The following is a 13,249-nucleotide window of genomic DNA, read 5'->3' as shown; positions in this document are numbered from 1 at the left end:
TCGGCGGCGACCCGCCGTCCTTCGTGCTTGGGCAGGTGGTGCAGGTCGGCCATGAGGAGCATGTTCTCCTCGCCGGTGATCAGACCGTCCACGGCGGAGAACTGACCGGTGACACCGATCGCGGCACGCACCCCGTCCGGTGAGGTGGTGATGTCGTGGCCCGCGACCTGCGCCTGACCGTCGTCGGCGGTGATGAGCGTGGAGAGGATCTTCACGGCGGTGGTCTTGCCCGCGCCGTTCGGCCCGAGCAGCGCGAAGACCGACCCTGCCGGGATGTGCAGATCGATGCCGTCGAGGACGGTCTTGTCGCCGTAGGACTTGCGCAGTCCGACGGTGGAGACGGCGGCAGGGGACGCGTGGCCATTGCCTCGGTTGGATGTGGGCATGACAAAAGAAGGCATGAGGTCCTCCCTTTCGAAGGCTCAAGTGTTCTGGTGCGGCTGGCGTGGCTGTGGCGGCTGGCGTGGCTGTGGCGACTGATGTGGCAGAGCGGCTGACGTGGCTGAAGAGGGCTGGGGCGCGAAGGGGCTGGGACGCGAAGGGGGCGGTCGGGATCTTTCGGGGCGGTCAGACCTTGGCGCGGACGATGTCGATGTTTCCGTGCCGGGTGCGGGCGCGGATCTTGACGGTGTCCTCGGTCTCCTCCGGGCCCTCGGACGAGGTGAGCAGGTTGCGCACCTGCCCCTTGTCGGAACTGATGTCGAGCCAGGCGGCCGTGCCCTCGCGGATGCCGACCTCGATGGCGCCGTAGTTGGTCTCCAACTGGACGGTGCCGCGGGCGGCTTCGGCGATGCGCAGGGCGCCATGGGCGTTGGTCGCGGTGACCGAGCCCTCGGCGCGCGCGATCTCGATGGCGCCGTTGGCGCCGCTCACCCGCAGGTCGCCGGTCGCGGCGCCGACGGTGGTGCTGCCGTGCGAGTTCTTCAGCATGGCGGGGCCGTCGACGAGGCCGACGCGGATGCTGCCGGAGCTGGTGGTGATCTCCGCCGGGCCCTCGGCCCGGTCGACGGTGATCGAGCCGTGGGAGACGGTCAGGTGGAGCGGCCCGGTCCTGTCGAGGCGGACGTCGCCCCCCGAGGACTTCACGCGGACCTTGCCGAGCCTGCCCTCGCCGAGCACCTGGGTCCAGGAGCCGCTCACCTCGACGTGCGAGCCTGTGGGCAGTTCGACCGTCACGTCGACGGCGCCGGTGGGGCCGATCATGAGGCGCTCCTTCGTCCTGATGTTCAGAACGCCGCTCGCGTACGTGACCTCGGTCTGCTCGGCGGCCCGAACGTCCTTGTTGCTCTTCGGGTTCTGGGCCGCGACCTCGACGAGGGTGTCAGGTCGCTCGCCGGCGGTGAACCGGATGGAACCGGCGCCTACATGTGCCGCGACCGAGATCGCTTCGGGAGTGTCGAAAGAAGGCATGGCTGTCCCGTCCTCTTGGGTCCTTGGAGCGTCCCCGCTGGTGGGACGTGGTGTGGGTGAAGTGGTGGGAGGGGCGGGGCGGAGGCGTGGTTACCGCACCCAGCCCGTGATGCTCTGTCCGACGGTCTTGGCCCTCTCCGGCGTACGGGCCCGGGCTCCGCCGCCGTCGACCGCGGCCGACACGGCGCGGGTCAGCCAGGCGTTGACCGAGAGGCCCTCGCGGGTCGCGGCCTGCTCGGCGCGGGCCTTGAGGTGGGCTGGCAGGCGCAGGTTCACACGGGCGGTGGCGCCCTCGTCGCCTTCCGCGGGCGCCTGCGCCTTGAGGGGTTCGTACGAGGCGTCCGGCTCCGCGGAGGCGCCGCTGTCGGTGGGCGGCAGCGTCACCACGAAGTCGGGGTCGAGCCCACGCAGCCGTACGTCGACCGAGCCGGGGGCGAGCTCGCGGGTGATCTCGTCCATCGCGGCCGAGAGCACGTTGAGCATGGTCAGCCGGGTTGCCGACTCCAGGGGAGCGGTGAGCCGGTCGGCCAGCTCGCGAGCGTCTTCCCCGCCGGCTTCGGCGGCCACCGCGAGTTCACGGCGGAGGTTGTCGACATACGGGGTGAGGTCCATGACGTCATCATGGCACCACGATGGCGCCATGCGCAAGCCTGGTGGCGCCGCGTGGCGCCAATGGGTGCCAGTAGGCGCCAGGGGTGCCACCTGATGCCGCGTGGTGCCCGATCGCGCCGACCGTAGGCTGGGCCCTTCTGTGCACGGGTTGTGTGGGAGGGGGCGCCGGGGTGGGCGACGTGAAGGCCGGTGCGGCTGGCGGTGCGGCTGGCGGTCCGGCTGGCGGTGCGGTGGGGAGGCGGCAGAAGCGGATGCCGCGGGCCGTGCGGGAGCAGCAGATGCTGGATGCCGCCGTACGGATCTTCGGGCAGCGGGGGTACCGGGCGGCGTCCATGGATGAGATCGCGGAGGTCGCGGGGGTTTCAAAGCCGCTGGTGTATCTGTACCTGAACTCCAAGGAAGAGCTGTTCACCGCGTGCATCCGGCGGGAGGCCGCGGCGTTGGTCGCGGCGGTGCGGGGCGGGGTGAGCGGTGGCGGGCCCGCCGACCGGCAGCTGTGGGCCGGCCTGCGGGCCTTCTTCACGCATACCGCGGAGCGGCCCGACGCATGGGTGGTCCTGCACCATCAGGCGCGGACGCAGGGGGAGCCGTTCGCCGCGGAGGTCACCGTGATGCGTGAGGAGATCGTGGCGTTCGTGACGTCACTGATCGCGGAGGCGGCACGGGACGCGCACCGGAAGCCGGAGCTCGCGGAGCGCGAAGTCGCGGGCCTGGCGCAGGCGTTGGTGGGCGCGGCGGAGTCACTCGCCGGTTGGGCGAACGGGGACGCGTCGGTATCGGCGAAGGAGGCTGCGGCGACGCTGATGAACTTCGCGTGGGCGGGGCTCGGGGCGTTGATGGAGGGGCGGAGGTGGGTGCCTTAGCGCATCAGCGGAGGGTTCCGCTGAGGTGGATCGCGCCGGTGGTGGAGTCGCGGAGTTGGAAGGCCGGGCCTTCGGCGGCGTAGGTGACGGTACTGGGGAGCAGTACGGGCGCCTTGAAGTCGACGGCGACGTGGGCGGTTTCGAGGGTGGCTTCGTGGGTGGCTTCGGACGCGTCGAACTCCGCGAGGCAGCGGGCGGCGGTCCACATGCCGTGGGCGATGGCGCGGGGGAAGCCGAGGAGGCGTGCGGTGAGGGGGTGCAGGTGGATGGGGTTGCGGTCACCTGAGACGGCAGCGTAGCGACGGCCGAGGTCGCGGGGGAGGGGCCACTCGGCGAGGGCGGGAAGGGGCTCGCTGCTGTTGCTGTTGCTGTTGCTGTTGCTGTTGCTGTTGCTGTCGCGCGGCGCGGCCGGTGTGTCGGTGCGATGGCGGGCCAGGTAGGTGCTGCTTGACGTCCATACGACGGCGCTGTCGACGCGTGCCTCGGTGACGAGGGTGGCTTCGGTACCGCGGCGATGGGCAGCCAACTGGCGTGCGTGCACGGCGAGTTCAAGCTCATCGTCGACGCTCAGGGCGCGCTGCTGGGTGATCTCGATGGACGTGTGGACGAGACCGAGGAGCGGGAGCGGAAAGGCGCGGGTGGTCATGAGGCGCATGGCCAGGGGGAAGCTGAGGACGTGGGGGTAGGTGAGGGGGAGGGTGCGCGGGGCGGTGCGGTAGCCGCAGAGGCGCGAGTAGGCGGCGAGGTGCCCCGCATCGGGACGCAGGCCGCCGAGGGTCGGACGTGCGGCGGGGAGCGGGGCGTCGGGCCGGGGCCGCTTGAACGGGGAGAGGATCGCACCACGGAGGAGCTGGGGGGCGAGCATGGGGGTCCTTTCGGGGCGGGGTGCGGGCGTCGTGTGTTGCTGCGGGGTGCGTCTGTGTGTGGGTGCGGGGCCGCGCCGGTATGTCCGTCCTCGCTGTCGTCCGGTGGGCGTTTGGGTGCTTCGGTTCCGGAGTCTTCGGGAGCCGTGCTCCGGGCGGACATACCGGCACGTCCCCTCGCGTCTCGCTGCCGGCTGCGGCTGTTCGCTGTTCGCTGGTCGCTGCGGGGCAGTCGGGATGGGTGGGCGGGAAGGCTTGTTCGTTCAGGGGTGGATGCGGGGCAACCGGGCGGGTGGGGGGTGGGGAGGGGCAGTTCGGGGCGGGCGAGGCCGCGGGGCCGGCGAGGACACCGTCGCACCGAGGGCTACGACCCGAGCAGGCTTTGGCCGCAGACCCGAACCACCTGCCCGTTCACGGCAGTTGATGCCGGGGAGGAGAGCCACGCCGTGGTCTCCGCCACGTCCACCGGCAGACCCCCCTGCGCAAGGGAGTTCATCCTGCGGCCCGCCTCACGGATGAAGAGAGGGACCGCCGCCGTCATCTTCGTCTCGATGAACCCGGGGGCCACCGCGTTCACCCTCACCCCGTACTCCGCGAACGCCCCCGGCGCGAGCGAGCGAACCAGGCCGATGATCCCCGCCTTGCTCGCGGCGTAGTTCGTCTGACCCGCATTCCCCGCGATCCCCGCGATCGACGCCGTGGCCACCACGCTCCCGCCCCGGTTCAGCGTCCCGGACTTGAGCAACGCGTCCGTCGTGCGCAGCACACTCGTCAGGTTCACGTCCAGGACCGGGCCCCAGCGGTCCGCCGGCATGTTGGCCAGCTTGCGGTCCCTCGTGATCCCCGCGTTGTGGACGAGGATGTCCAGACCGCCGGGCGCGAGCGCCGAAGCCATGCGCTCCCCGGCGTCCTCCGCCGTGATGTCCAGCGGCAGCGCGGTTCCGCCGAGTCGGTCCGCCACCCGTACCAAATCCGCCTGCGCGGACGGCACATCGAGTACCACCACCCGCGCACCGTCCCGCGCGAGCACCTCCGCCACCGCCTCGCCGATGCCCCGCGCCGCCCCGGTGACGAGTGCCGTACGGCCGGACAGTGGACGGTCCCAGTCGCACGGGGCGGCCTGATCCTCCGCCTCCCCCACCTCGATCACCTGGCCGCTGACATACGCCGACCTCGGTGACAGCAGGAACCGCAGTGTCGACTCCGCGGCCACCGCGGAGCGCATGCGGACCAGCGTCACCGTGCGGCCCCTGCCCAGTTCCTTGCCCAGGGATCGTACGAAACCCTCCAACGCCTGTTGCGCCGCCGCCTGGTGGTGGTCCGAGGGCGAGACGGGGGCGCCGAGCACCACCACGCGGCCGTTCTCCATCACCGAGCGCACCACGGGGTGCAGCGCCGCGTGTACGAGGGCGAGGTCGGAGGTGTCGCTTATGCCCGTTGCGTCCAGCACCACCGCTTCCGGGCGGGAGGAATCGGGTGTCAGCTTCAAGGTTGTTCGCGCCAAGGCCGAAGCCAGGTCCGCCCCGTGAGGGGAGCCCCCGCCCGCCGTCAGGAGCAGCAACTCGCCATCCAGGGAGGGGTGTTCCGGAGACCAGCGGCGCAGCGCCGACGGCTGGGGCAGGCCGAGCCTTCGGGTGAGGAAGCGGCCGGGTGCGGTGCCCGTGAAGTTCAGATAGCGATCGGCCATTGTCCAACTCCCAGCTCGGTCGTAAATTTACTTCAGAGTAAGGTTACTCAAGGGTCAGGATCTGGTCGAGACATGAAACTGCCCACCACCCGCCGCGTGGCGGTCATCGGCGGCAGCCGCATCCCCTTCGCGCGCTCCGACGGCCCCTACGCCACCGCGTCGAACCAGGAGATGCTGACCGCCGCGCTCGACGGACTCGTGGAGCGGTACCGCCTTGAGGGGGAGGGCGTGATCGGGGAGTTCGTCGCCGGTGCCGTCCTCAAGCACAGCCGGGACTTCAATCTCGCCCGCGAGACCGTCCTCGGTTCGCGGCTGGCGGCGACCACGCCCGCGTACGACATCCAGCAGGCCTGCGGCACCGGGCTGCAAGCCGTCATCGCCGCCGCCAACAAGATCACGCTGGGGCAGACGGAGTCCGCCGTCGCGGGCGGCGCCGACACCGCGAGCGACGCCCCCCTCGGTGTCAACGACTCCCTGCGGAAGATCCTCCTGTCCGCCCGCCGCGCGAAGACGGCAGGGGGGCGGGTCAAGGCGCTCGCCCGCGTGCGGCCCTCGCATCTCGTGCCCGACATCCCGCGCAACGCGGAGCCCCGCACCGGGCTTTCGATGGGTGAGCACGCCGCCGTGACCGCCCAGGCGTGGGGCGTCACGCGCGAGGCGCAGGACGAACTGGCCGCCGCCAGCCACCAGCGGCTTGCCGCCGCGTACGGCAGGGGGTTCCTGGACGGGCTCGTCGTGCCGTTCCGTGCGCTCGAACGGGACCAGAATCTGCGGCCCGGGTCGAGCGTCGAGAAGCTGGCGACGTTGCCGCCGGTCTTCGGCGTGAAGGGGCCCAACCCCACCATGACCGCTGGGAATTCCACGCCCCTGACCGACGGCGCCGCCGTCGCCCTGCTCGCCAGTGAGGAGTGGGCCGGGGAGCGCGGGCTCGAACCGCTTGCCTGTCTGACCGCGTACGAGACCGCCGCCGTCGACTTCGTCGGCGGTGACGTCGTGGGCGGCGGTGACGGGCTGCTGATGGCGCCCGCGTACGCCGTGCCGCGGATGCTGGAGCGGGTGGGGCTCGGGCTCGCGGACTTCGACTTCGTCGAGATCCACGAGGCGTTCGCCTCGCAGGTGCTTGCCACGTTGGCCGCCTGGGAGAAGCGGGGGCTCGGGGTGGTGGACCGGGAGCGGCTCAATGCCGCAGGGTCCTCGCTCGCCACGGGGCACCCCTTCGCCGCCACCGGCGCGCGGATCGTCGCCACGCTGGCGAAGCTGCTTGCCGAGCGGGGGGCTCCCGGGCGGGGGCTCATCTCCATCTGCGCCGCGGGTGGGCAGGGAGTGACGGCGATCCTGGAGCGGGAGTGAGTCGTCGTCGGCTCCCCGGGGGTGAGTCGTCGTTGGCTCCCAAGCCCGGAGCGGGAGTGGTTCGCAGTTGCCTCCCCGAGGCCGGAGCGGAGGGTGGCTCGCCGTTGCCTCCCCGAGCCCGCCCCTTCCCGAAACCGGGGGCAAGCCCTCGGACCCCCAAGACAGGCCCCCGGCACCCCTGGGGCTCCGCCCCAGACCCCGCTCCTCAACGCCGGAGAGGCTGGATTCCTGAGCCCCGGAGGGGCTGAAGTCCCTCGCCGCCCCCTTCACCCGCAAGGAGCTCCCACCCATGCCCCCCAGCCCCATCACCCCTCAGCCCGCCTTCGTAGAGCCCCACCTGCGCCACCTCGACGGCGTCGTACGCGAAGTCTCCGTTCCGCCGTTCGCCTCCGTCGTCCGCAGGGGGTCCCTCGCCGACATCCCCTTCGACAACGCACGTGAGGCGCCCGCCGAAGCCGTGCTCTCCCGCAAGGGCGGGGACGGGCGGTGGCGGGACGTGTCCGCCGCGGTGTTCGCCGATGAAGTCCTCGCCGTGGCCAAGGGGTTGATCGCCGAGGGGCTCGCCCCGGGGGACCGGCTCGCCATCATGGCGCGTACGACGTACGAGTGGACGCTGCTCGACTTCGCGGGGTGGGCGGCCGGGCTTGTGACCGTGCCTGTGTATCCGACCTCCTCCGCCTATCAGACCCGGTGGATACTCCAGGACTCGGGCGCGATCGCGCTCGCCGTCGAGACCTCGGCGCTCGCCGCCTCGCTCGGGCCCGAGCGGGACCGGATGCCCGATCTGGAGCATCTGTGGACCTTCGAGAAGGGGGACGTGGGGCGACTCGCCGACCTGGGGCGGCAGGCCGAGATCGGGGATGACGAAGTCGCGCGCAGGCGGGCCGAGTCGGGGCCCGGCTCCGTGGCCACGCTCATCTACACCTCCGGCACCACCGGGCGCCCCAAAGGCTGCGTCCTGACCCACGGCAACTTCTTCGCCGAAGTCGACAACGCGATCGAGCTGCTCCATCCCGTCTTCAAGTCCGTCAGTAAAGAGCCCGCCTCCACGTTGCTCTTCCTGCCGCTCTCCCATGTCTTCGGACGCATGGTCGCCGTCGGCTGTCTGCGCGCGCGGGTGCGGCTCGGCCACGCGCCCAGCATCCAGACCGAGGATCTGCTGGGGGATCTGGGCGGGTTCAAGCCCACCTTTCTGCTCGCCATTCCGTACGTCCTGGAGAAGGTCTTCAATACGGGGCGTGCCACCGCCGAGAAGATGGGGCGTGCCTCCTCCTTCGACCGCGCGGCCCGCATCGCCGTCCGCTACGGCGAGGCGGTCGAGGCGCGGCAACACGGCACGGGGCCCGGGCCGGCCTTCGGGCTGCGGCTTGCCCGCGCGCTGTACGACCCGCTCGTCTACCGGCGGATACGCGCGGCCCTCGGCGGCAAGGTGCGCTACGCGATCTGCGGCGGTTCACCGCTGGGGCGCCGCCTCGCCGCGTTCTACGCGGGCGCTGGCATCGAGATCTTCGAGGGGTACGGGCTGACCGAGACCACCGCGGCGGCGACCGTGACCCCGCCGCTGAAGCCGAAGCTCGGGACGGTGGGCTGGCCGCTGCCGGGTACGCGCGTGCGGATCGCCGACGACGGCGAGGTGCTGCTCGCCGGAGGCCAGGTCTTCGGCGGGTACTGGGACGGGCAGGCCGGGCGCGCGGTGCCCGCCAAGGGGGAGTGGTTCGCCACCGGGGACATCGGCGCCCTCGACGCCGACGGTTATCTGTCCATCACCGGCCGCAAGAAGGACATCCTCATCACCACCGGCGGCAAGAACGTGGCGCCCGCCCCGCTGGAGGACTGGCTGCGCGCCCACCCGCTGGTCGGCCAGTGCATGGTCGTCGGCGACGACCGGCCCTACATCACCGCCCTGCTCACCCTTGAGACGGACGGCATCGCGCACTGGTGCCGTATGAAGAAGAAGGTGCTCACGGAGCACACGGAGCACACGGAGCCCACAGGTCTGGCCGCTCTCGTGGACGACGTCGACCTGCGCGAGACCCTGCAGCGTGCCGTCGACGAGGCCAACAAGCTCGTCTCGCGTGCCGAGTCCATCCGGCGGTTCGCCGTCCTGCCCGTGGACTTCACGGAGGAGAGCGGCCATCTGACCCCGTCCCTGAAGCTGAAGCGGGACGCCATCGAGCGCGATTTCGCGGAGGAGATCGAGAGTCTGTACGGACACGCACGGTAGCGGGCACACACGGTAGCGAATGTCACTCACTGTCACCTGAACGGGCGGGGCCGCTGCCCCGCGCTTAGGGTGATCGAGGGGCAGACCCAGGGAGGTTGCCGTGCGTGGAGCCGTTGCACTCGCCGGCGTGACAGCGCTGGCCGTCATGGGGACAGGGGCCTGGCTGCCGGGCACAGGAGCCTCGCAGCCGGGCGAGAGCGCGGCGGCCGAGCCTTCCCCCGCCCCATCGCCCGACCTTTCCCGGTTCTACACGCAGAAGATCAAATGGGGCGCCTGCGAGGAGGACGGGGCGGACCTCATGTCCATGTCCGATGCCACCTCCGTCCCCAAGGACAAGAGCATCCAGTGCGGCAAGATCACTGTGCCCCTCGACTACGCGAAACCGGGGCGCGGCACGGTCAAGCTCGCCATGATCCGCATCAAGTCCAGTGGAAAGCCGCGGGGTTCGCTCCTGCTGAACTTCGGAGGCCCCGGCGGCGCCGGCGTGTCCGGGCTGCTCCATTCGCAGAAGGAGTTCGAGTATCTCGGCAAGGGATACGACGTGGTCTCCTTCGACCCCCGTGGCGTGGGCGAGAGTTCGCCCGTCAGCTGCGGGGACGTGGGTGCCGATGAGCCGGAGATGGAGGGGGGCTCCGATGGGCCCGGTGCCGTACTCGACGAGATGCGCAAGATCGCCGAGCAGTGCAAGAAGAAGTCGGGACCCGTCCTTCCGTACATAGGGACCGTCAACGTCTCGCGCGACCTGGACGTCATGCGCCAGGTGCTCGGCGACAAGAAGCTCAACTACCTGGGCTTCTCGTACGGGACGCGGCTCGGTGCCGTGTACACCGCCCAGTTCCCGAAGAACGTCGGGCGCATGGTCCTCGACGGCGTCGACACGCTGACCGAGGACGTCGCGGAGCAGGCGCTGGTGAGCGCGGAGGGACGCCAGACCGCCCTCGACAACTTCATCAAGTGGTGTACGGACAACGCGGGTTGCGTGCTCGGCACCGACTCCCGTGCGGCACGCGACAACATGGGCGAACTGATAAAGGGGCTCGACACCTATCCGCTCCAGTCGTCGGACGGTGCGGAGTTCACCGGACAGGACGTCGTGGACGTCCTCGGCCAGGCGCTCTACAGCAGGCAGTCGTGGCCCGCGCTCTCGCAGGCACTCGGCGCGCTCCTCGCGGACGGGGACCCCAGGGCGCTGCTGCGGATGAGCGGGTCCCTGGCGCACCAGAATCCCGGCAGGGGGCTCGCGGGCGTGCGCGGTCGGGCGCCGGAGGATGTTCCCGCCGACAACATGGCCGCCGCGCTGATGGCCGTGAACTGCGCGGACGACCCGGACCGGCCCGACGCGGACCATCTGGAGAAGGAAGTCGGCAAGCTCCAGGAGGAGTTCGAGTCGACGTCCGCCATCTTCGGGCAGTCGATGCTCACGCCGGTGCTCTTCTGTTACGGGCGGCCCCCCGGTACGGACTACATCCGCGACGACGTACGCGACGTGAAGAGCCCCGACTTCCTCCTCGTCGGGACCCGGGGCGACCCGGCCACGCCGTACCGCTGGACCGACGAGACCGCGAAGCGGCTCGGCTCGGCGGCGGTCGTCCTGGACAACAAGGGCGACGGGCACACCGGTTACGCCGGCTCGAAGTGCGTGCGGGACAAGGTGGACGGGTTCCTCCTGTACGGGGAGATGCCGAGGAACGGCAGTTCCTGCGGGGCGGAGGAGGAGGACTAGCGTCCGGCCCCCCGGGGTGTGCGCTAGAAATCCGGTGCGGGCCGGGCGCGGGCACGACTACCGTCCCCCTCCATGCGCCGACAAGCCGAACAAGATGCCGCCACCCCCGGTCCCGTCACCCCCGATGACCTCGATCGGGTCGTCCAGCTCGCCCTCGCGGCCCTCCGCGAGGCGCCCCCGGCCGCCTGGGACGGCAAGGCGGGGACGTTGGAGTGGGACTGCTGGGAGACCCTGGAGCACCTCGCCGACGATCTTTTCGCGTACGCCGCCCAACTCGGCCCGCGGAAGCCTCCCTTGGCGGGAGAGGTTCCCTTCGTCTGGGAGTCCCGCAGGCCGGGCGGCCCCGCCAACGCCATCCATGCGGACCGGGCCGCGGGTCCCGCCGGGCTGCTTCAGGTGCTCGAGGCGAGCGGGGCGCTGTTGATCGCCATGGCACGCACCGCGACACCGGAGACCCGCTCCCATCACGGCTTCGGGATCTCGGACCCGGAGGGCTTCGCCGCGATGGGAGCCGTGGAGACCCTCGTCCACACGTATGACCTGGCCGAGGGCCTGGGCCTTGAGTGGGCGCCGCCCGCCGACGTGTGCTCCCGGGTCCTCCACCGCCTGTTCCCCGACGTCCCCTCGGGCGATGAGCCATGGCCGACGCTGCTGTGGGCGACGGGGCGGGGTGAGCTGCCGGGGCAGGAGCGGCGCACGTCCTGGCGCTGGTACGGGGAGCCCCGGGGATAGGGGCAGTAGGCGGGGGCCGGGAGGCTGCCGTACTTGCGCGGCCCCCGCGCACTACCCCTCCTCCGTCAGGAGGTCGGCGTGGCCGAGACCTCGGGGGAGAGGGCGGACTCCAGGCCGTCCGCGTCGACGGTGGCGATGGCGTAGTAGTACTTCGTGCCGCCCGTCAGCTCCCTGTCCACGTACTCCGTGTCGCTCGTGACGTGGGTGAACTCGGCGTTCTCCTTGGTGACGCCGGGCTTCGTCGAGCGGTAGACGTGGTAGCCGGCCACGGGCACGTCGCCGCTGCCGGACGGGGCGCTGTACCAGCTGAGCCGCACGCTGCCCGCGCCCGGCGTGATCTCGTAGACCTGTGTGGCGCCGGGCGGGCCGGGCTCCGAGTACGTCGGCTGCACCGATTGCGAGGCGGGCGAGGTGACATGGTGCTCGGTTCTTGCGATGACGGCGTAGTAGTAGTCCGGCTCGTCCTCCGCGTCGCTCACTGTGGCGGTGTACTCGGTACGCGTCGTGGTGGCTATGCGGTTGTTCGTGTCGTTGATGTCGACCGTGGGGCTCTTGGAGCGGTAGACGGAGTAGGAGGAGACCGGCACGTACGGGCTCTGGGACCAGGACAGCGTGAGCCGCTTGCCCACGAGCTGGGCGTTGCCCAGGGAGGGCGCCTGCGGCACGCTGATCGGCGAGACGGTCTTGGTGCCGGTCACGAAGTTCGAGGCCTCGGACTCGTTCCCGACGGCGTCGACGCCCCGCACCTCGTACAGATACGTGCGGCCCGCCTCGCCCTTCGTGTCACGGAAGGTCAGCGAGGTCGTCGAACCGACCTTCGTGCGGTGCGAGTTGGGCGAGTCGGCGCGGTACAGGACGTACTTCACCGCGTCCGAGTCGCCGGTGCGCCACGTCAGCGTGACACCGCGATCGTCCTCGCGGGCACGGGTGAGGTCCCGCGGCGCGAAGGGCGAGACGGTGTCCCGGCTGCCGCGGCGGGGTTCGGTGTAGGGCGAGAAGTGGCCGGCGTCGTCCCGGGCGCGGATCTTGTAGGCGTACGCGACATCGGGGTCGGCGGCGCTGTCGACGTACGAACTCGCGGCCACGGTGTCGAGCAGTTCGTACGGGCCGACCTCGTCCGGTTCGGAGCCCTCCGCCTCCGCGCGGTACACCTCGTAGCCGGTGGCCGCGGAGAGCGTGCTCCAGGACAGGGAGACGGACTCACGCCCTGATGCGACATTGAAGCTCTCGGGGGCGTCGTACAGGGGATTGTCGGGCAGGTCCGGGTCGTCGCTGACGCGAGGGGCGGCGCTGGGGGCCGTGGCGGGCGCGGCGGCGTGGGCGGTGCCGGTCAACCCGAGGGCGAGGACGACGACAGCCGCTGCGGAGGCGACGGCTGCGGGTCTGAGAGTGCGGCGTTGAGACACGGCTGGCGTTCCCCTTCCGATGGAACCACGCACGGGTGTACGCGAGTTCGGGATGCAGTCGTGGGGGGAGGTGGCTGGTGGTGCTGAGCTGTGCCGTGGGGGCAAGGAACTGTAGCCGCATACGACCGGGAAAGGGGAGGCGGCGCGGGCTCCCGCCGGCTACACCGGCTGGCGCAAGGACGACAACGGCAGCTACAAGGGCCACAACGCCCCGTTCCACCGGTGCGTGGCGAGCAACGTGCCGGAGAACCGCAAGTGCAAGATCAAGATGTGCGTGACGTCAGCGAGCCACCAGTGGTGCTCGAAGGCTGCGCGGGTCGTGTCGTAGCGGGTCGTGGTGCTGCCCGAGGGGCGTCCTGGTGGGCGGGCCCTCGGGCTG

The 13,249-nt window shown here is 71.0% G+C and carries 11 protein-coding genes; 5 read left to right on the top strand and 6 right to left on the bottom strand.

Annotated elements, in window-relative coordinates; translation table 11 throughout:
- The 3 genes from ACZ5WE_RS35700 to ACZ5WE_RS35690 all read right to left on the bottom strand — a co-directional run.
- On the bottom strand, nucleotides 1-401 hold a 401-nt coding region (locus tag ACZ5WE_RS35700; RefSeq protein ID WP_467695428.1), incomplete at its 3' end, for an ATP-binding cassette domain-containing protein.
- A gap of 166 nt (nucleotides 402-567) precedes the next feature.
- On the bottom strand, nucleotides 568-1,410 hold the full coding sequence (locus tag ACZ5WE_RS35695) for a DUF4097 family beta strand repeat-containing protein (RefSeq protein ID WP_467695426.1): 843 nt from the start codon (nucleotides 1,408-1,410) through the stop codon (nucleotides 568-570).
- 90 nt (nucleotides 1,411-1,500) lie between these two features.
- Nucleotides 1,501-2,022, bottom strand: coding sequence for a hypothetical protein (locus ACZ5WE_RS35690; protein WP_467695424.1), 522 nt, complete (start codon nucleotides 2,020-2,022; stop codon nucleotides 1,501-1,503).
- A gap of 251 nt (nucleotides 2,023-2,273) precedes the next feature.
- On the opposite strand from ACZ5WE_RS35690, the gene ACZ5WE_RS35685 reads away from it, so the two are divergent.
- Nucleotides 2,274-2,885: a TetR/AcrR family transcriptional regulator gene (locus tag ACZ5WE_RS35685; RefSeq protein ID WP_467695422.1), complete on the top strand. Its 612-nt coding sequence runs from the start codon at nucleotides 2,274-2,276 to the stop codon at nucleotides 2,883-2,885.
- Nucleotides 2,886-2,889: 4 nt separating this feature from the next.
- Here the strand turns inward: ACZ5WE_RS35685 and ACZ5WE_RS35680 are convergent, their stop codons facing one another.
- A complete protein-coding gene (locus ACZ5WE_RS35680) occupies nucleotides 2,890-3,750 on the bottom strand; it encodes a MaoC family dehydratase (protein ID WP_467695420.1) in 861 nt (286 codons plus the stop codon).
- 362 nt (nucleotides 3,751-4,112) lie between these two features.
- Complete coding sequence (locus tag ACZ5WE_RS35675; RefSeq protein WP_467695418.1) at nucleotides 4,113-5,435, bottom strand: 3-oxoacyl-ACP reductase; 1,323 nt, start codon at nucleotides 5,433-5,435, stop codon at nucleotides 4,113-4,115.
- Nucleotides 5,436-5,507: 72 nt separating this feature from the next.
- Between ACZ5WE_RS35675 and ACZ5WE_RS35670 the strand changes: the two genes are divergently transcribed.
- The 4 genes from ACZ5WE_RS35670 (at nucleotide 5,508) to ACZ5WE_RS35655 (ending at nucleotide 11,464) form a co-directional block, all read left to right on the top strand.
- Nucleotides 5,508-6,785: an acetyl-CoA C-acetyltransferase gene (locus tag ACZ5WE_RS35670; protein WP_467695416.1), complete on the top strand. Its 1,278-nt coding sequence runs from the start codon at nucleotides 5,508-5,510 to the stop codon at nucleotides 6,783-6,785.
- Nucleotides 6,786-7,074: 289 nt separating this feature from the next.
- Nucleotides 7,075-9,009 (top strand): AMP-dependent synthetase/ligase, encoded by a 1,935-nt coding sequence (locus tag ACZ5WE_RS35665; RefSeq protein ID WP_467695414.1) that lies wholly within the window; start codon nucleotides 7,075-7,077, stop codon nucleotides 9,007-9,009.
- A gap of 145 nt (nucleotides 9,010-9,154) precedes the next feature.
- Complete coding sequence (locus ACZ5WE_RS35660; RefSeq protein ID WP_467695434.1) at nucleotides 9,155-10,732, top strand: alpha/beta hydrolase; 1,578 nt, start codon at nucleotides 9,155-9,157, stop codon at nucleotides 10,730-10,732.
- 72 nt (nucleotides 10,733-10,804) lie between these two features.
- A complete protein-coding gene (locus tag ACZ5WE_RS35655; protein ID WP_467695412.1) occupies nucleotides 10,805-11,464 on the top strand; it encodes a maleylpyruvate isomerase N-terminal domain-containing protein in 660 nt (219 codons plus the stop codon).
- Nucleotides 11,465-11,529: 65 nt separating this feature from the next.
- Here ACZ5WE_RS35655 and ACZ5WE_RS35650 read toward each other — a convergent pair whose 3' ends face one another.
- The gene (locus ACZ5WE_RS35650; RefSeq protein ID WP_467695411.1) at nucleotides 11,530-12,870 is read right to left on the bottom strand and encodes a fibronectin type III domain-containing protein; all 1,341 of its coding nucleotides are present in this window, start codon (nucleotides 12,868-12,870) and stop codon (nucleotides 11,530-11,532) included.
- Between the last annotated feature and the right edge of the window lie 379 nt (nucleotides 12,871-13,249).

It is taken from the genome of Streptomyces sp. NPDC033180, from assembly GCF_055577645.1.
This window is presented reverse-complemented; position numbering and strand designations above follow the sequence as displayed.

Coding starts and splice junctions, on each gene's coding strand:
- ACZ5WE_RS35685 (WP_467695422.1), top strand. CDS start 2,274: ATGCCGCGGGCCGTGCGGGAGCAGCAGATGCTGGATGCCGCCGTACGG.
- ACZ5WE_RS35695 (WP_467695426.1), bottom strand. CDS start 1,410: ATGCCTTCTTTCGACACTCCCGAAGCGATCTCGGTCGCGGCACATGTA.
- ACZ5WE_RS35680 (WP_467695420.1), bottom strand. CDS start 3,750: ATGCTCGCCCCCCAGCTCCTCCGTGGTGCGATCCTCTCCCCGTTCAAG.
- ACZ5WE_RS35670 (WP_467695416.1), top strand. CDS start 5,508: ATGAAACTGCCCACCACCCGCCGCGTGGCGGTCATCGGCGGCAGCCGC.
- ACZ5WE_RS35690 (WP_467695424.1), bottom strand. CDS start 2,022: ATGGACCTCACCCCGTATGTCGACAACCTCCGCCGTGAACTCGCGGTG.
- ACZ5WE_RS35655 (WP_467695412.1), top strand. CDS start 10,805: ATGCGCCGACAAGCCGAACAAGATGCCGCCACCCCCGGTCCCGTCACC.
- ACZ5WE_RS35660 (WP_467695434.1), top strand. CDS start 9,155: ATGGGGACAGGGGCCTGGCTGCCGGGCACAGGAGCCTCGCAGCCGGGC.
- ACZ5WE_RS35675 (WP_467695418.1), bottom strand. CDS start 5,435: ATGGCCGATCGCTATCTGAACTTCACGGGCACCGCACCCGGCCGCTTC.
- ACZ5WE_RS35665 (WP_467695414.1), top strand. CDS start 7,075: ATGCCCCCCAGCCCCATCACCCCTCAGCCCGCCTTCGTAGAGCCCCAC.